This window comes from Polaribacter sp. R77954 (genome assembly GCF_044595335.1).
GTDB lineage: Bacteria > Bacteroidota > Bacteroidia > Flavobacteriales > Flavobacteriaceae > Polaribacter.
In genome coordinates, this window is sequence record NZ_CP138992.1 from 4070267 (window position 1) to 4091795 (window position 21529).

The following is a 21529-nucleotide window of genomic DNA, read 5'->3' on the forward strand; positions in this document are numbered from 1 at the left end:
GACAGTTTTTGGTAAATAAATGTAATATTTTTTTATATGGCAAGACTAAACTGCTGCATAAGTTCGTTAAGTTTTATTTTAAAGTTGAAGTTAACGCAACAATTTGTTATATGTCGATAAAAAATAGTTTTGGCATAAGAATTGTCTAATAATATATAGATAATTAAAATACAATATTATATTTTTGATTATCAATTATTTAGTTTTAAAAGAATGATGTTGATTTGCGTTTTAAAATACAATCAATGTCAGAATGACAGATAAATAACACATGAGCAAATCAAAAATTATAAAGTTAGACAGTTTGTCTTTTCAGGATATGATCAATGAAGATTCAGAATTAATTCCGTTAATGACTCCAGAAGATGAGGAAATTATTAATAACGAGAATGTACCTGATACTTTGCCAATTTTGCCTCTGAGAAACACAGTATTGTTTCCTGGAGTTGTAATTCCTATTACAGCTGGTAGAGATAAATCTATTCAATTGATTAAAGATGCCAATAAAGGCGATAAAATAATAGGGGTTGTTGCGCAGCGTAATGAAGAAGAAGAGGTGCCAAAACTAAACGATATTCATACCACAGGTGTTGTAGCACAGATTTTACGAGTGTTAAAAATGCCTGATGGCAATACAACTGTTATTATTCAAGGTAAAAAACGTTTTAAAATTGATGAATTAGTTCAAAGTGAGCCTTATTTAAAAGCAACTGTAAAAGAGGCTGTAGAAGATAGAGAAATTATCGATAAAAAAGAATTTGATGCCATTATCGATTCTATAAAAGAACAGGCTTTAGCTGTAATAAAAGAAAACCCAATGTTGCCAAGTGAGGCATCATTTGCAATTAAAAACATAAAATCGAATTCGTTTTTGGTGAATTTTATCGCCTCTAATATGGATTTAAGTGTGATGCAAAAACAAGTGATTTTAGAAAAAGACAATCTAAAAGAACGTGCATTACTAACGCTTAAGAACTTAAATAAGGAACTTCAAAAATTACAATTACGCAATGATATTCAATCTAAAACGCGTGAAGATTTAGACCAACAACAACGTGAATATTATTTAAATCAGCAATTAAAAACCATTCAAGAAGAATTGGGTGGCGTTTCTAACGATCAAGAATTGGAAGAAATGCGCAAGCAAGCCAAAACTAAAAATTGGACAAAAGAAGTAGGGGAGACGTTTGAGAAGGAATTGAATCGTTTAAAAAGAATGAATCCGCAAGCTGCTGAATATGGTGTGCAGAGAAGTTACTTAGAGTTGTTGTTAGAATTGCCTTGGGGTATTTTTTCTGAAGATAAATTCGATTTAAAACACGCCACCAAAGTTTTAGATAGAGACCACTTTGGTTTAGAAAAAGTTAAAGAAAGAATCATAGAGCACTTGGCAGTTTTAAAGTTAAGAAACGATATGAAATCGCCAATTATCTGTTTGTATGGCCCTCCAGGAGTTGGTAAAACATCTTTAGGAAAATCGGTTGCAGAATCTTTAGGACGTAAATATGTAAGAATGTCTTTAGGTGGTTTGCGAGATGAAGCTGAAATTAGAGGTCATAGAAAAACATACATTGGTGCAATGCCTGGGCGTTTAATCCAGAATTTGAAAAAAGCAGAAACATCTAACCCTGTTTTTGTGTTGGATGAGATTGATAAACTAGGGCAAAGTCATCAAGGAGATCCGTCCTCAGCAATGTTAGAGGTTTTAGATCCTGAACAAAACGAGGCTTTTTATGATAATTATTTAGAAGTTGGTTATGATCTATCAAAAGTATTATTTATTGCAACTGCCAATAATTTAGGACAAATTCCTTGGGCTTTGCGTGATAGAATGGAAATTATAAATGTTTCAGGGTATACAATTGAAGAAAAAGTAGAAATTGCCAAAAGACATTTGTTGCCAAAACAACTTAAAGAACATGGTTTAACAAACAAGGATTTAAAGTTAGGTAAAAAACAAATCGAGCAAATTGTTGAAGGCTATACGCGCGAGTCTGGTGTTCGTGGTTTAGAGAAACAAGTGGCTAAAGTGGTGCGTTTTGCAGCAAAAAGTATTGCTTTAGAAGAGGCATATGAAGTTGCTTTAACATCAGAAAAAATAGAAGAAATTTTAGGAACACCAAGAAATAGAGACAAATACGAAACTAATGATGTGGCTGGTGTAGTTACAGGTTTGGCTTGGACAAGTGTTGGTGGTGATATTTTATTTATCGAGTCTATTTTATCAAAAGGAAAAGGAACACTTTCCATTACTGGTAATTTAGGAACTGTAATGAAAGAATCTGCAACTATAGCTTTGCAATACATCAAATCGAATGCGGAAGAATTTGGAATTAAACCCGAAGTTTTAGAGAAATACAATGTGCATATTCATGTACCAGAAGGCGCTACTCCAAAAGATGGGCCAAGTGCAGGGATTACCATGTTAACTTCTTTAGTTTCGTCTTACACGCAACGTAAAGTTAAAAATAAGCTGGCCATGACAGGAGAAATCACTTTAAGAGGAAAAGTGTTACCAGTTGGCGGAATTAAAGAAAAAATATTGGCTGCAAAAAGAGCAAATATTAAAGAGATTATTTTATGTGAAGAAAATAGAAAAGACATCTTAGAGATTAAAGAACACTATTTAAAAGGATTAACGTTTCATTATGTTGCTGATATGAAGCAAGTAATTGATATTGCATTAACGAAACAGAAAGTTAAGAATGCTAAGAAGTTAGATTAATGAGTTAGTAATTCTTTGTAAAAATATAAAATTGGAGGGCTTTAAAAACCCTCCAATTTTTTTTAAAAAAAAAGAGGTTTTCTGAAAAGTAGGTTTGCATGTCATTTTGAGCGAAGTCGAAATTTTTTTGTATTGAATTATCAATAAATAAGATTTCTCCATTGCAGTCGAAATGACAAATTTTAATATTTTTCAGACAGCCTCATTGAAATCAAAAGATATTAATAACTAACTAACCCAAGAAATCTAATAACACGTACCCAACTATTGTAGAAATGATGTATGCAGTTGGTTTTACAGTCTCAAAAAAAATAGGAAAACCTTTTTAGGTTTTCCTATTTTTTCATTGCTCACAAAAAAAGAGAGCTAACCCTAATTAGCTCTCTTGGATATCAATACCTAATCAAACTCCCCTAATAAGTTATGCGGTTATTGATTTTTTTTAAAAAAACACCCAAATGAATTCATTTGGGTGCTCAGTCACAATATAAATAAGTCCCCCAACTTACTATATTATTGTTTATAATTTAATGGGGCTATCTAAAAATTAGTTTAGAAGTTCCATAGTCATTTTCTGGAGATGCTACTTTTAATAGCATTACACCAGTTTTTACTTTAAAGTCGAAATCTAATTCGTTTTTACCAGCATTTAACTGCACTTTTTGATTGTAAATTACCTTACCAGTTACATCAGATAAAGTTACTGTAGCTTCTGTATCTGTTTCACTAAATAAGAGTAAGTTTACTTTACCTTTTGATGGGTTAGGGTATGCCATAAACTCATTCTCGAACTTCTCGATTTTTGCTACAATTTGATCTTCAACTGCAGTTTTGGTAAACTTTACATCAGAGATTTTCAAGTCTAATTCTTTCGTTTGTGCTTCTACAGGTAAGAAGGTAAAGGTTAAGGTAGTTAAATCGTTAGCCGTTAACTTGTCTTGTGTTGCACTAGAACTAAAGTATTCGAAAGGTACATAGTAAGTTCTTTCTTCTTCAGAGAAATCTACCATTACTCTATATTGTGCTTTCCAGTCTTCGATAGAAGCTTTGATTAAGCCCAATTCCATTAATCCAGAACCTTTAGCTTTGAATGATACATACTTGTACTCAGAATAATCTGCAGATAATGTACCAGGCAATAAGGCTTTGTACAGGGTTAAATAATCGTACTCGCTTACTGCTTTTACTTCAGGATTTCTGTTAATGGTATATTCACCATCTACATACTCTCTATCAAAATCATTCCAAACAAAGTAGTTCTTAATTTCTGTATAACGCTTGTCGTAATCTAAGCCCCAGTTACCATCAGCGTGATAGAAGGCGTCACTTACTTCACCATCAACCTTAACAAGACCATCATATTCATAACCATCAGCGATGTCTAAACGTAAGGCTTGTTGAATTTCTGTGGTTAAAGCGTTGTTTCTAAACTTAATGTTGTTGGCAGTTTCTGAATACAACTCTACCATATTAACTTCAGCCGTGTTTCCTTCTTGAGTACTTCTTAAGGCTACGATGAGTTCACCTTTTTCTCTATAAATTTTAGATGCGTATGTTTCTGGGAATTTCTGTACTTCTGTTTGTTGTACAGGAATAAAACCATTCAAGTTTTCTAAAATATCAGCGACCATTTTTTGTGTATCAGCTGGTTTGGTAGACCAAACTTGGAAGTTGTACACATCGTTAAACTTGGTATAGTCATTTACATACCAGTTGGTTTGAATGGTGTATTTGCTATCGTTATTGTTCTTAGCAGTAGCAAAAGAGATGGCATATTCAACAATTCCATTTCTTTGTTTGATACCTTGCATTAAGAAGTTATAGCCTCCAATTTGTATTTTCTGAATATTTAAAATCTCAGCTCCTCTTAAACGATCACAAGATGCTTTGGTATGGTTGTACACTTTATCCGTAGTTTTAATACCTAATACTACACCTTTTGTAAGTCCATCTACAGAGAAATCTACAGACAATACTTCATCGGCTATAGTGATATCTAAAATATCAGTAGGCGAGGTAACATTAGCAACATTACCAGCAACCAATTCTTCTGGGAACATATCCAATAAGGTTTGTCCTTTACCTTGATACGGTTGTACAGACTTCATTTTAGCCTTGTTATAAAGGTTCTCATTAGATTTTACAAATTCCGTTGGTACAGAGTTTTTCTTTCTGCCAACATACAATTTGGTTAAAGCATCTCCTAAAGATTCAGATTCAATACCACCACCATAACCACCAGTAGTTCCACCAGTAGGCACTACATAAGCAAAATCTTGTTCTAGATTGTCTTGTCCTTGTGGTAAAAATAATGAACTTGTATTGGCTGAACTTACTCCATCAGCATCAAAAGTTTGACTTAAATCTCCAACAGATTTTCCTGCTGGTAAACCACCAGTTACAGTACTTACATCAACAGTAATGGTATAATTTCCTGCTGGTAAATTATCAAATAAATAGTTACCATTTGCGGTTGTTGTTGTTGTTAAATCATCACTTATATCACCAGGAGTACCTGGATCTAAAGTTACAGTTGCATCTTTTAATCCGTTTTCACCGGCATCTAATATTGCATCTCCATCAGTGTCATACCAAACCGTATCTCCAATAGAACCTAAACCTTGATAACCAAAATCTTGATTAACATTGTCTTCACCAGCAGCTAAAATTACATCAGAAGTATTAGGTGTTGCAATTCCGTCAGCATCATAAGTTTGTTGTAACTCATTTATTGTTACCCCTGCTGGTAAACCACCAGTAACTGTAGTAACATCTACACTTACAGTGTATGTACCAGCTGGTAAATTATCGAATAAATAATTTCCGTTAGCGTCAGTAGTTGTTGTTAGATCATCACTTGGATCTGCTGGAGTTCCAGGGTCTAAAGTTATAGTAACTCCTTCTAATCTATTTTCACTAGCGTCAACAATACCATCAGCATCAGTATCATACCAAATTGTATCTCCAATAGAACCTAAACCTTGGTAACCAAAGTCTTGATCTAAGTTATCTTCTCCTGCTGCTAATGTATAATCACTGGTGTTTGCTGTACCAGTTCCATCATTATCAAAAGTTTGCGATAAATCTCCTACAGTGATTCCTGCTGGTAAACCTGCTGTTACAGTGCTTACATCAACAGTAACTGTATAATTACCTGCTGGTAAATTATCGAATAAATAATTACCATTCGCATCAGTAGTGGTTGTAGTATCATCGCTGTTATCTAAAGGCGTTCCTGGATCTAAAGTTACAGTTGCACCTTGTAAACCAGATTCTCCATTTTGGGCTCCATTTCCATCTGCATCATACCAAACTGTATCACCAATTGAACCCAGCCCTTGATAAGCAAAATCTTGTTCTAAATTATCTTGACCTTGTGGTAAAGTTAATGTACTTGTATTAGCAGTGATTATTCCATCAGCGTCATAAGTCTGTGTTAAATCAGCAGCATTAATACCTGCTGGTAAACCACCAATTACAGTACTAACATCTACGCTTACAGTATACGTACCATCAGGTAAGTTATCAAATAGATAATTTCCATTTGCACTTGTTGTAGTTGTCAAATCATCGCTATTATCTAAAGGTGTTCCTGGGTCTAAAGTTACAGTTGCACCTTGTAAACCATTTTCTCCTGCATCTAATATTGCATCGCCATCAGCATCATACCAAACTGTATCTCCAATAGAACCTAAACCTTGGTAACCAAAATCTTGATCTAAATTATCTTCACCAGCTGCTAAAGTATAATCGCTAGTATTTGCAGAACCAGTTCCATCAGCATCATACGTTTGCGCTAACTCATTAATTGTAATTCCTGCTGGTAAACCTGCAGTTACAGTACTTACATCTGTAGTTACAGTATAGTTACCTGCTGGTAAATTATCGAATAAATAGTTACCATTAGCATCAGTAGTAGTTGTAGTATCATCGCTGTTATCTAAAGGTGTACCTGGATCTAAAGTTACAGTTGCACCTTGTAAACCATTTTCGCCATTTTGAGCACCATTTCCATCAGCATCATACCAAACTGTATCACCAATTGAACCTAAAGCAGTATATGCAAAGTCTTGATCTAAATTAGTTTGACCTTGAGCTAAAGTTACATCAGATGTGTTTGCTGTTGCAATTCCATCATTGTCGAATGTTTGTGTTAGATCTGCTACTGTTACCCCTGCTGGTAAACCACCTGTTACTGTACTTAAATCTGTAGTTACAGTATAGTTTCCTACTGGTAAATTAGCAAATAAATAGTTACCATTAGCATCAGTAGTTGTTGTAATATCATCGCTGTTATCTAAAGGTGTACCTGGATCTAAAGTTACAGTTGCACCTTGTAAACCTGGCTCTCCTGCTTCTTGTGTTCCATTTGCATTGGTATCAAACCAAACTGTATCACCTATACTTCCTGTAGATGCAGCTTTATAGCCAAAATCTTGATCTAAGTTATCTTCTCCTGCTGCTAATGTATAATCACTGGTGTTTGCTGTACCAGTTCCATCATTATCAAAAGTTTGCGATAAATCTCCTACAGTGATTCCTGCTGGTAAACCTGCTGTTACAGTGCTTACGTCAACAGTAACTGTATAATTACCTGCTGGTAAATTATCGAATAAATAATTACCATTCGCATCAGTAGTGGTTGTAGTATCATCGCTGTTATCTAAAGGCGTTCCTGGATCTAAAGTTACAGTTGCACCTTGTAAACCAGATTCTCCATTTTGAGCACCATTTCCATCTGCATCATACCAAACAGTATCGCCAATTGAACCTAAAGCAGTATATGCAAAGTCTTGATCTAAATTAGTTTGTCCTTGAGCTAAGGTTACATCAGATGTATTTGCAGTTGCAATTCCATCATTATCGAAAGTTTGTGTTACATCTGCTACTGTTACACCTGCTGGTAAACCTGCAGTTACTGTACTTAAATCTGTAGTTACTGTATAGTTTCCTGCTGGTAAGTTAGAAAATAAATAATTTCCGTTTGCATCTGTAGTGGTTGTAGTATCATCACTTGCATCAGCTGGCGTACCTGGATCTAAAGTTACAGTTGCACCTTGTAAACCTGGCTCTCCTGCTTCTTGTGTTCCATTTGCATTGGTATCAAACCAAACTGTATCTCCAATACTTCCTGTAGATGCTGCTCTATAACCAAAGTCTTGATCTAAGTTATCTTCTCCTGCTGCTAATGTATAATCACTGGTGTTTGCTGTACCAGTTCCATCATTATCAAAAGTTTGCGATAAATTTCCTACAGTTATTCCTGCTGGTAAACCTGCTGTTACAGTGCTTACATCAACAGTAACTGTATAATTACCTGCTGGTAAATTAGCAAATAAGTAATTTCCGTTTGCATCAGTAGTGGTTGTTACATCATCACTTGCATCTGCTGGTGTACCTGGATCTAAAGTTACAGTTGCACCTTGTAAACCAGATTCTCCATTTTGGGCTCCATTTCCATCTGCATCATACCAAACAGTATCGCCAATTGAACCTAAAGCAGTATATGCAAAGTCTTGATCTAAATTAGTTTGTCCTTGAGCTAAGGTTACATCAGATGTATTTGCAGTTGCAATTCCATCATTATCGAAAGTTTGTGTTACATCTGCTACTGTTACACCTGCTGGTAAACCTGCAGTTACTGTACTTACATCTGTAGTTACTGTGTAATTACCTGCTGGTAACGTATCAAACAAATAGTTTCCATTTGCATCTGTAGTGGTTGTAGTATCATCACTTGCATCAGCTGGCGTACCTGGATCTAAAGTTACAGTTGCACCTTGTAAACCTGGCTCTCCTGCTTCTTGTGTTCCATTTGCATTGGTATCAAACCAAACTGTATCTCCAATACTTCCTGTAGATGCTGCTCTATAACCAAAATCTTGATCTAAGTTATCTTCTCCAGCTGCTAATGTATAATCACTGGTGTTTGCTGTACCAGTTCCATCATTATCAAAAGTTTGCGATAAATCTCCTACAGTGATTCCTGCTGGTAAACCTGCTGTTAAAGTGCTTACATCAACAGTAACTGTATAATTACCTGCTGGTAAATTATCGAATAAATAATTACCATTCGCATCAGTAGTGGTTGTAGTATCATCACTTGCATCAGCTGGTGTTCCTGGATCTAAAGTTACAGTTGCTCCTTCTAAACCAGATTCTCCATTTTGAGTGCCATTTCCATCAGCATCATACCAAACAGTATCACCAATACTTCCAGTTAAATTATTACAATCATATATATATTCTATAGTTACTGTCATAGCACCTTTAATCAAAAAAGCTTGAGTTACATTTCCTGTGCCAGAAGTACCGGCTGTAGATGTATAATTTAAAGAAAATGGCACAGTACCAGAACCTGTAAAAAGAGCTAAATCAGCTGCATTTGAATAGTTTTCTGTTCCTGCTGAAGTAGTAACATTACCACCAGTATATATATCATCATCATGAGTAAGATTTCCTGTTAAATTGGTAACCCATAAAGGATGCAATTTAGGATCATTACCTAACATGTTACTTCCATACTCCAACCAATCTCCACCAGTAATAATCATTCTAAAAGCTGTTGATTTGCCAGAACCAAAATCTCCAGGCCAACTCCCTTGAGCGGGAACTAAAACAGCAGCACTTACAGCTGCAGTACCTGACAGTGTATTGAATGAATTTGTAATAGTAGCACCACCAGTTAATATTAATTGTTCTACAACATCTTGTGTATAAGGAATAGTTTGTGGAGTAGCATCTCTACCTTCTAAAACAACTGAAGAATAGTATTTATTTGAGTACGTTACATTAACAGCAGTTAATGTTCTGTCAGCAGTAGCTTCAAACTGAGGTATCATAAATTGATTAGAATTCAAAATTTCTGCTCTTGTATATGTATATGAAATAGAATTATTTGTAGCACTTGAACAAACAACACCACAACTGCCTGGGTCAGTAATTGTATAATTTATAGGAGCGTATGCTCCAAAATTAGGTGTTATTGTAATTGTAACATCTCCAGCTCCAGGAGTAGCTCCGGTTACATTAAATCCCCTTTCTAAACCATATTTAATACCTGTAGCAGGTGCACCACTTTGGCGAACTATAACAACATTACTACCATTTTGAGTAGCTGTTACATCATAGGTATATGGATTTTCGTAGAATGCAGAAGGACTTGTTGGATTAAAAGTAAATGTTATAAAATCATCTCCAGTTGCATCTAAGGTTCCGTTATTATGGCAAGAAACATTTGTTGGTGATGAAAACATCATTGCATTGACATTACTTGTATTTACATTAAAATTTGCAACATTCTGCCAGTTGGACTGGTAGGCGTCGTAAAAGGAACTGGTATTTGTTCCTGAATCGTCTACGCCAATAGCATAGGTGGTATTTAGGACTGATAAAAGAATTATCAGCATAAATAAGAAAGGTTTAGTTTGTTTCATAATTTACTAGGGTTAATGTGTTAAAGTTTAAAAAAGTGGTTTATATTTGATTTTATATGTATTGAACTACCAACTTTGGGCCGTTTTAGGGCTATTTAATCTTTTTTTTTGGGGAGTGCGTAATTATTGTATGTACAACAACAAAATTAGGTAGTTACAAGGATAACAATAGATTTTTTAAGTCTATATTGATGCTTTTTTAATTTAAAAAAGTGCTTATTTTATCCTTTTTGTTGCTTTAATAATGAAATTATAGGATTATTTTTTTATTAAAAGTAAATTAACCTAAAATCAATTAAAATTCTATCAATGAAAGCAGTAAAACTATTTTTTCTTTTTGCCTGTGTTGTAAATCTTACAAATGCAACTGCCTTAAAAGACACTCTATATGAACAGGAATTAAAGGATAAATACAGAACTATTTTTATAAAAAATAAATATAATTCTCTTGATGAAAAAGAAAAAATCTGGAATAATTTTAGAGCTTATATTACATCAGAAAAGATGAAGTTTACTGATAAATCTAAAAATTACAATTTTTTAGATTCTATAGAAGAACATGCTATCGCTAAAATGATATCTCAAGTGTTTTTTCAAAAACAACAACAAGATTCTATTCAGTTTTATTACGATTTTCTAAATAAAAAATCTACAAATTATTATTTATTAGGTAGTTTAGAATCTTCTTTAGTTTGGTCTAAAGTTCAAAACTTAGATTATGTAGGTGCTATACAAAGCAATGAACGCATTATTGAATTATTAGAAAAATCGAAACACCCCAAAAGCCAATTACAGAAAATTAGTACAATAATGAATTTGACAGAGCTATATATCTTTAGTTCAAATTTTTATTTATCAAATAATATGTTTCTTATTTTAGATACTGAATTAGAAAAAGTTAAAGATGAAGCGTATTATGCCGATTTAATCATTGATTATAAATTATTAAAAGCGCAATTACTAAAAAAAGAAAAAAAAATTAATGAAAGTATAAAGTTGGCTGAAACAATATCTATTGATGATATTCAAAATCCATATATCTTAGAAGGATATCATTTTATGCAACTTGAAAATTATATAGATTATGAAATGGCTGATAAGGCTCAATATCATTATGATATTCTTTTTGATGAAGATAAGGTTAAGGATACAGGTAGTTTTGAAAAAGATATCCATAAAAATGTATTTAAGGTTAGAATTTTACTTTTAAAAAATGATTTTAGTGATATTAAAAAGTACATAAAATTATTAGAAGAAAAACCTTTTGAAGGTAAAGAAAAGAATATTGTATTAAATGCTGCTTTAATAGAATATTACAAAAAAACGGGTAATTATAGGAAAGCATTTTCGCTTTTAGAAAAAAACTCAAAAGATATTGAAGCCATAAATAAAATAAACTCAAAAATTCAATTTGAGATTACTAGTTATAATTTAACCAAAGACAAAGAAATTACGGATTTAAAAGAAATTAATGAAACAAAAGAAAAAGAAATTAAAAGGAATCAAGAAATTTTTATTCTTACAATTTTAATTATCCTTTTAATCATTATCATCATATCTATAATAGTTTATAATTATAGGAATAAAAAGAACTTACTTCTTAAAGCAGATTTAGAAAAAAGTAACCAAATTTTATCTTTAAAAAATAATTTATTAGAAAATATTGCTCATGAAATAAGAACTCCTATTACTATTATAAAAGGTTATATGATGATCGTTAAAGAGCATACTTTAAATCCACAGAAAATAACAAATTACACCAATTTATCACTTAAAAATTTAGACAATTTAACTCAAAGTTTAAATAGTTTTTTAACACTGTATAAAACTGAAAATAACAATACTAGACTGCCTAATCTTGAAACTAAATCTCTAAACAAATTTTTAAATGTACATATAAATCAATTTAAAGAGCTTTGTGAGTCAAAAAAAATAACTTTGTATTTCAAAACAAATATTGCTGAAAAAACTGCTTTTGAATATGAATATAATTCTCTGCAAAAAATTATGGAAAATTTAATTACAAATGCCATAAAATACTCAAATTCTGGAACGGCTATTTTTGTTTCTGTAATATTAACGGAAAATGGTTTAAAAATTATTGTAAAAGATGAAGGTTTTGGTATTGCCAAAGAAGAACAAGAACAAATTTTCTCTAAGTATTACCAATCTAAAAACCATTTAATTTCTGGTGGTTTTGGTATTGGCCTCTCTTTGGTAAATCAAATTGTAACGCAATTAAAAGGAACTATAAAATTGGTAAGTGAATTAAAAATAGGAAGTATATTTACGGTTAATTTACCTTTTAAAACCGATAATTATGTACAGTATATCTCTGAAACGAAACCAGAATTTAAAAAATTAACGAATACTCTTGAAATAGCATCTATTGAAACTAGTAATTTTCCCAAAGCACTTATTGTAGATGATAATCTTGAGATGATTAGTTATTTAAAAGAATTATTTACACCAACGTTAGTTTGTACTTATGCTTATAATGGACAAGAAGCTTTAAAACTTGCAAAAGAAAATTCTTTTGATATTATAATTTCTGATTTAAAAATGCCATTAATGGATGGTATGCAATTTAAAGAAGAACTTAATAAAATTGATAGTTATAAAGAGATCCCTTTTATAATGATAACAGCTGTGTCTAAAGATTTTTTAGGTGATTTAAAAATGACTTTAGGTATTAACGATTATATCGTTAAGCCTTTTGATAAAGATGAAATTCTTACTAGAGTTCGCGCTCTTTTAGAAAATAATGTTTACAAACAGAACATCATGAATTCTACAGATGCTAAAATAGATTTTAAAGGACCTTATTCTGAATTAATTAATAAAATAAATAAAATTGTAATCGATAATTTAGAAAACCCAGCATTCAATGTAAAAATGTTGGCTACAGAAATTGGTTATAGCGCCAAACAATTAAACACTCTTTTACAAGCTAAAATAGGCATTACAACAGTGCAAGTAATACTTGAAATTAGACTACTAACAGCTTATGACCTTATTCTAAAAAATACATATCCAACTATTGGAGAAGCCATGTATGCTGTTGGTTTTACAAGTAAATCTTATTTTAACCAAAAATTTAAAACTCGATTTGGAATTAAACCTAATGATTTAAAGAAAAAACATTTTATTTAAACTCTAAAGAATTTTCAATTAACATTAGTTTGTTTTTATTTGTTGTTTAAAATACATTTAAAGCAACAAATAAACAGATTAGAGCACCTTTTAATTAATTAACAACACATAAACGTTGTTTTATAAATATCTAAAAAAGTTTCTAAAGAGTAATTTTGTCTTAGTGTAATTCAAAGTCCTATTCAGATTAACAGTTGGGGTGGTTCCCATATAAAAGGTTTTTTTCTGATAGGGCTTTATTCATATTTAAAAATGAAAATCAATTTTTTAAATAGGCTCTTTTGCATAAAGATGTAAATTTAGAGATTTCTTTAAAATATCGATTGGGAAAAAGTAGTTTTGTATACAACGTTTGCATACGGTTTTAACTGCGGTACTTCATACCAAAATTGTTATAGATTTTCCAGATGAAGCAGTTGATATAGAATAGGCTAGTAGTGTTTGATTTATTAGAATTTCTTGGATTTGATGAGTATTCGTTTATCTTATTCTCCCTTTTGCATACGCCTTTGTTGAATAAGAAATTACTTTTTTTTACTTAATTTTTGTTATTCATAGATGAAATTAAACTCTTGTTATAGCCTAAAATAATTCGTAAAAAATAAGCGCTCATCAGTTCGTGCAGTTTGAAGGTGTGTTTATGGTTTCGAAGAGTGCTTAATAATTTATAACTTTTATATTTTCATTTTAACTGTATAGCAGGCTCAAATGAATAGGTATTTTAATACTTATTTAGTAGGGTAGTTGTAGGACTTCCTACATTTCCTAAGACTGAAACTTTATTTTCAATCTTACCAATCTTACTTTAATTCACTTTTTTTTGTACCTTTAAATTCGCTATTAATGCCTTTAATTTCACTAGTTTACGACCTCTATTTGTAAAAATACTACATTTTATTATAATTTATTCTAGTATAATTGAAAATTTATACTAGAATTTAATTGAAATAATACTAGTATACTTATAAAAAACTTATTGACCAATGTTTTAAAAGTATCTAAAGTTTGCTAAAAAAGTTACTGAGCAACGTCTTTAAACTGTAGTTGAATTTTAATCTGATGTATAACATTCGAGGATTCATAAAATGATAAGGATTCAATTTGTTTAAATTGATGGAAAACAACCCTATAATCCCCTCAGGTAAAAAAATACTCTTATAAGAATCTCTAGGGGGTATGCTTCCTTTGCTGGAGTTATGGAGCTTCGGGAAAGTTGGGTATTAGTAATAAACGAATAACGTAAGTACTTTTTTATAGCGAACTCACTTGTTAGACGTAAACGCCGTAAGAGAAATGGAAATTGATGTTTGTTCGTATAAAATTACCAATTATTTTGATTTTATAGACACTTTCCCATCAAGTGTGTAAGTTAAAACTTACAGGATTAGATTTTTCATAGTTTAATCCTGTTTTCAAATATAGCTAAAAATTGGTTTAAAATAATTCCCCAATTTCTAATCGGCATAGTCCATTTTTTTGTAGACTCCCTCAAAGCTAAAAATACAGATTTAATAACAGCATCATCAGTAGGGTAAGAGAGTTTGTTTTTTGTGTATTTTCTAATTTTCCCATTTAAGTTTTCAATTAAATTAGTGGTGTAAATAATAGTTCTAATTTCTAGAGGAAAATCAAAGAAAACAGTGAGTTCATCCCAGTTGTTTTCCCAAGATTTAATTGCGTAAGAATACTTAGAGTTCCACTTTATTTTAAAGTCTTCTAAAGCAGCTTTAGCTGCTTCTTTAGTAGGAGCAGTATAGATTTGCTTCATATCTTTTGTAAAGGCTTTCTTGTCTTTCCAAACCACATATCTACAAGAATTTCTAATTTGATGTACTACACAAATTTGAGTAACTGAATTAGGAAAAACGGTTTTAATAGTGTCTGTGAATCCGTTTAAATTATCAGTTGCAGTAATTAAAATATCTTGTGTTCCACGCGCTTTTATATCGGTTAAAACGGTCATCCAAAAAGAGGAAGATTCGTTTTTACCCAGCCAAAGCCCTAACACTTCTTTTTTACCATCAACACGTAACCCAACAGCAATATAGATGGTTTTGTTAATCACTTTGGAGTTTTCACGAACCTTAATCCTTTATATTAGAAAGCTTACACTTTCTGTTCTTAATCTCAAATATCCAAACAATTAAATATAGAGCCTCTAAAGGCCTGTTTTTCCAAGCGATAATATCTGCTGTAATTTTATCTGTAATTCTTGAAATAGCTGAACTAGAGATATTAAAATCATATAATTCTCGTATTTGTTCTTCAATGTCTGTGGTACTCATTCCTTTGGCGTACAAAGAAATAATCAAATTCTCAACGCCATCAGCTGTGCTTTCTCGTTTCTTAATAAGCATTGGATTAAAAGAAGCGTCTCGATCTCTTGGAACTTGGATTTGTGTTTCTCCTAAATTGGTTTTGATAGTCTTAGTTCCATAACCATTACGTGAGTTAGGGTTGTTACTTTTTTGATGCCTATCATAATCTAAATGAGCATCTAACTCACCTTCTAATATTTTTTCAACTCCTCGTTTGTGAAGCTGTTCTATAAAACTGGTCAGTTCTGAACCTGTTTTAAATTGTTTTAAAAAGTCTTTGTCGTTTAATAAATCTTCTGGTTTCATAAATAAAAGTGTGTTTATAAATTTAATGATTATTTTATCGTAAAGTTATTTCCGAAATTTTTCCTCATTGAGCAATTGAAATATTGCTCTAGAAAAATTTCAGAATAACTTTACTTACACACTTTTTGGTTTAGTACCATTTTATAATAGGAATCTTATAAAAGCTAGAAAGATTTGTATTTCATATAATGATAATGCTTTATAATTTTTTTAAATAAGAATTTAATAAAAATTGCTCACAAAAAAAGAGAGCTAACCCTAATTAGCTCCCTTGGATATCAATACCTAATCAAACTCCCCTAATAAGTTATGCGGTTATTGATTTTTTTAAAAAAACACCCAAATGAATTCATTTGGGTGCTCAGTCACAATATAAGTAAGTCCCCCAACTTACTATATTATTGTTTATAATTTAATGGGGCTATCTAAAAATTAGTTTAGACGTTCCATAATCATTTTCTGGAGATGCTACTTTTAATAACATTACACCCGTTTTTACTTTAAAGTCGAAATCTAATTCGTTTTTACCAGCATTTAACTGCACTTTTTGATTGTAAATTACTTTACCAGTTACATCAGATAAAGTTACCGTAGCTTCTGTATCTGTTTCACTGAATAAGAGTAAGTTTACTTTACCTTTTGATGGGTTAGGGTATGCCATAAACTCATTCTCGAACTTCTCGATTTTTGCTACAATTTGATCTTCAACTGCAGTTTTGGTAAACTTTACATCAGAGATTTTCAAGTCTAATTCTTTCGTTTGCGCTTCTACAGGTAAGAAGGTAAAGGTTAAGGTAGTTAAATCGTTAGCCGTTAACTTGTCTTGTGTAGCACTAGAACTAAAGTATTCGAAAGGTACATAGTAGGTTCTTTCTTCTTCAGAGAAATCTACCATTACTCTATATTGTGCTTTCCAGTCTTCGATAGAAGCTTTGATTAAGCCCAATTCCATTAATCCAGAACCTTTAGCTTTGAATGATACATACTTGTACTCAGAATAATCTGCAGATAATGTACCAGGTAATAAAGCTTTGTACAGGGTTAAATAATCGTACTCGCTTACTGCTTTTACTTCAGGATTTCTGTTAATGGTATATTCACCATCTACATACTCTCTATCAAAATCATTCCAAACAAAGTAGTTCTTAATTTCTGTATAACGCTTGTCGTAATCTAAGCCCCAGTTACCATCAGCGTGATAGAAGGCGTCACTTACTTCACCATCAACCTTAACCAAACCATCATATTCGTATCCATCAGCGATGTCTAAACGTAAGGCTTGTTGAATTTCTGTGGTTAACGCGTTGTTTCTAAACTTAATGTTGTTGGCAGTTTCTGAATACAATTCTACCATATTAACTTCAGCTGTGTTTCCTTCTTGAGTACTTCTCAATGCCACAATCAATTCACCTTTTTCTCTGTAAATTTTAGAAGCATAGGTTTCTGGGAACTTTTGATTTTCTGTTTGTTGAACAGGCATAAATGTACCTAAGTTGTTTAAAATATCAGCGACCATTTTTTGTGTATCTGCGGGTTTGGTAGACCAAACTTGGAAGTTGTACACATCGTTAAACTTGGTATAGTCATTTACATACCAGTTGGTTTGAATGGTGTATTTACTATCGTTATTGTTCTTAGCAGTAGCAAAAGAGATGGCATATTCTACAATTCCATTTCTTTGTTTGATACCTTGCATTAAGAAGTTATAGCCTCCAATTTGTATTTTCTGAATATTTAGAATCTCAGCACCTCTTAATCGATCACAAGATGCTTTGGTATGGTTGTACACTTTATCAGAGGTTTTAATACCCAATACCACACCTTTAGTTAGCCCGTTTACAGAAAAATCAACAGACAATACTTCGTCAGCAATGGTGATATCTAAAATATCAGTAGGAGAAGTAACGTTAGCAACATTACCAGCTACCAATTCTTCTGGGAACATATCCAATAAGGTTTGTCCTTTACCTTGATACGGTTGTACAGACTTCATTTTAGCCTTGTTATAAAGGTTCTCATTAGATTTTACAAATTCCGTTGGTACAGAGTTTTTCTTTCTGCCAACATACAATTTGGTTAAAGCATCCCCTAAAGATTCAGACTCAATACCACCATTGTTACCAGTACCTGTATTACCGGAAGGTTTTTTGTAAGCAAATATTTGGTCTAAATTATTTTCACCGAGTGCTAAAACTATAGTACTTGTGTTTGGTGTTCCTACACCATCTGCATCATATATTGGTACTAAATCTGCTATAGTAACACCATAAGGGATTCCATCAGTAATCGTACTAATATCAACAGTTACGGTGTATAGACCTGCTGGTAAATTGGTAAATAAATAGTTACCATTGGCATCTGTTGTTACTGTAGTATCATCAGCTGGATTGCCAGGAGTACCTGGGTCTAAAGTTACAGTAGCGCCTACTAACCTATTTTCTCCTGGATCTCTAATACCGTCTTCGTCTCTATCATACCAAACTAAATCTCCAATACTACCTGTAACTGGAATAACAGTTACGTTTACAGTAGCCGTATCACATACATTGTTGGCATCACAAACTGTGTAGGTAAATGAGTCTGGTCCATTGTAATTTGCATTTGGTGTATAAGTAACCACATCATCTGACGGGTCATTTGGTGTACCATTCGGGTCAGTAATTACCACCGTTCCGTTTGTTGGATTCGTTGCTGTAATTGTCCCTGTGGTTGGTACATCATTATCATTTGCCAATACATCAATAACTACTGGTTCATCTTCATTTACAGAAACGATATCATCTACCACATCTATAATTGGGTTCACTGTTACTGTAATGGTAGCTGGTGATGAAGTTGTTCCATCATTGTCATTTACAGTATAGCTTACTGGTGTTGCAGGTCCGTTAAAGTTCGCAACTGGTGTGAAGGTTACTACACCCAAGTTATCAAAAGTGTACGTTCCTTCGTTCGCAACTGTAAATGTGTCTTGGATACCTGGTGTTGCAGGATCTAAATCTACAGTAGCAACATCAATTGTTCCATCTACATCTGTATCGTTTGTGGTAACGTTTACAATAGCTGGTGTATCTTCTGGAGTTGAAACAACATCGTTATTAGCAACTGGTGCATCATTTACGCCTGTAACTGTTACTGCAATGGTTGCAATGTTAGAAGTTGTTCCATCATTGTCATTTACAGTATAGTTTACTGGTGTTGCAGGACCGTTAAAGTTCGCAACTGGTGTGAAGGTTACTATACCCAAGTTATCAACTGTGTACGTTCCTTCGTTTGCAACTGTAAATGTGTCTTGGATACCTGGTGTTGCAGGATCTAAATCTACAGTAGCAACATCAATTGTTCCATCTACATCTGTATCGTTAGTGGTAACGTTTACAATAGCTGGTGTATCTTCTGGAGTTGAAACAACATCGTTATTAGCAACTGGTGCATCATTTACGCCTGTAACTGTTACTGCAATGGTTGCAATGTTAGAAGTTGTTCCATCATTGTCATTTACAGTATAGTTTACTGGTGTTGCAGGACCGTTAAAGTTACCAACTGGTGTGAAGGTTACTACACCCAAGTTATCAACAGTGTACGTTCCTTCGTTCGCAACTGTAAATGTGTCTTGGATACCTGGTGTTGCAGGATCTAAATCTACAGTAGCAACATCAATTGTTCCATCTACATCTGTATCGTTTGTGGTAACGTTTACAATAGCTGGTGTATCTTCTGGAGTTGAAACAACATCGTTATTAGCAACTGGTGCATCATTTACGCCTGTAACTGTTACTGCAATGGTTGCAATGTTAGAAGTTGTTCCATCATTGTCATTTACAGTATAGTTTACTGGTGTTGCAGGACCGTTAAAGTTCGCAACTGGTGTGAAGGTTACTATACCCAAGTTATCAACTGTGTACGTTCCTTCGTTTGCAACTGTAAATGTGTCTTGGATACCTGGTGTTGCAGGATCTAAATCTACAGTAGCAACATCAATTGTTCCATCTACATCTGTATCGTTAGTGGTAACGTTTACAATAGCTGGTGTATCTTCTGGAGTTGAAACAACATCGTTATTAGCAACTGGTGCATCATTTACGCCTGTAACTGTTACTGCAATGGTTGCAATGTTAGAAGTTGTTCCATCATTGTCATTTACAGTATAGTTTACTGGTGTTGCAGGACCGTTAAAGTTACCAACTGGTGTGAAGGTTACTACACCCAAGTTATCAACAGTGTACGTTCCTTCGTTCGCAACTGTAAATGTGTCTTGGATACCTGGTGTTGCAGGATCTAAATCTACAGTAGCAACATCAATTGTTCCATCTACATCTGTATCGTTTGTGGTAACGTTTACAATAGCTGGTGTATCTTCTGGAGTTGAAACAACATCGTTATTAGCAACTGGTGCATCATTTACGCCTGTAACTGTTACTGCAATGGTTGCAATGTTAGAAGTTGTTCCATCATTGTCATTTACAGTATAGTTTACTGGTGTTGCAGGACCGTTAAAGTTCGCAACTGGTGTGAAGGTTACTATACCCAAGTTATCAACTGTGTACGTTCCTTCGTTTGCAACTGTAAATGTGTCTTGGATACCTGGTGTTGCAGGATCTAAATCTACAGTAGCAACATCAATTGTTCCATCTACATCTGTATCGTTAGTGGTAACGTTTACAATAGCTGGTGTATCTTCTGGAGTTGAAACAACATCGTTATTAGCAACTGGTGCATCATTTACGCTATCTACAGTAATATTTACAACAGCTGTATCACAATTGTTACTTGAATCACACAGAGTATACTCAAAAGAGTCAGCTCCATTATAATTATTATTTGGTGTGTACGTTACTACATCATCACTTGGGTCATTTGGTGTTCCATTTGGGTCTGTGATTACAACTGTTCCGTTTGTTGGATTCGTTGTTGTGATTGTGCCATCTGTTGGCACAACAGAATCATTATTATACATAGGTATAATCTTTGGTGTATCTTCATTTACACTTACAATATCATCCGTTACATCTGGAATAGTTGATGCCGACGTAAATGTATACACTGTTGAGTTTCCTGTAGCGTTTGTAACTGGATCTGTACCACTTATTATTGCACTGTAACCATTAAAAGATTCTGCTGGTGTAGAATTTTGAATAACAGTTATTGGAAAACAGGCAATCCCAAATCCATCCCCAGGAATCTGAGCATTCTGTGTAAATGTCATTATGTTAGCTACTGCATCGTACGCAACAGAAAAGTAGTTTAACATACTACCTGATACCGCTGAAACATCATCGTCTGTCAATTTTATGTATCTAAAATTAATAGTTATAGTTACGTTAGGAACTCCTGGTGCAGATTCTGCTGGAACCGGTAAACTAGATGTTTCAACTAATGTGATACATCCATTACCAACACCATTATTCTCTACTGCCTGCAAAGGTGCTGGTGTTAAAGTAGCCTGAGCAACTGTAACCGACTGCGCACTTGAATAAAATATAGTGCTTAAGAAAAACACTAAAAGCACAATTTTTTTTATGTTGATTATTTTTATTTTTTTCATGTTGATTATTTTTAAGAAGTATAGGAAGTAGAAGTTTTATTTTACTTCC

General features: G+C 33.0%; 4 protein-coding genes and 1 pseudogene. 2 read left to right on the forward strand and 3 right to left on the reverse strand.

Translation table 11 applies throughout. The annotated features are described in order from the left end of the window. The first annotated feature begins 271 nt into the window (after positions 1 to 271). Positions 272 to 2725, forward strand: a complete 2454-nt coding sequence (lon, locus tag SJY27_RS17605; RefSeq protein ID WP_397446182.1) for an endopeptidase La — start codon at positions 272 to 274, stop codon at positions 2723 to 2725. Positions 2726 to 3261: 536 nt separating this feature from the next. Here the strand turns inward: lon and SJY27_RS17610 are convergent. Further along, positions 3262 to 10161: an SdrD B-like domain-containing protein gene (locus SJY27_RS17610; protein ID WP_397446183.1), complete on the reverse strand. Its 6900-nt coding sequence runs from the start codon at positions 10159 to 10161 to the stop codon at positions 3262 to 3264. Between the two features lie 309 nt (positions 10162 to 10470). On the opposite strand from SJY27_RS17610, the gene SJY27_RS17615 reads away from it, so the two are divergent. Further along, positions 10471 to 13314, forward strand: a complete 2844-nt coding sequence (locus tag SJY27_RS17615; RefSeq protein ID WP_397446184.1) for a response regulator — start codon at positions 10471 to 10473, stop codon at positions 13312 to 13314. 1393 nt (positions 13315 to 14707) lie between these two features. Here SJY27_RS17615 and SJY27_RS17620 read toward each other — a convergent pair. After that, positions 14708 to 15938 (reverse strand): annotated as a pseudogene (locus tag SJY27_RS17620) (IS256 family transposase). A gap of 421 nt (positions 15939 to 16359) precedes the next feature. Beyond that, a complete protein-coding gene (locus tag SJY27_RS17625) occupies positions 16360 to 21480 on the reverse strand; it encodes an Ig-like domain-containing protein (RefSeq protein ID WP_397446185.1) in 5121 nt (1706 codons plus the stop codon). Positions 21481 to 21529 lie beyond the last annotated feature (49 nt).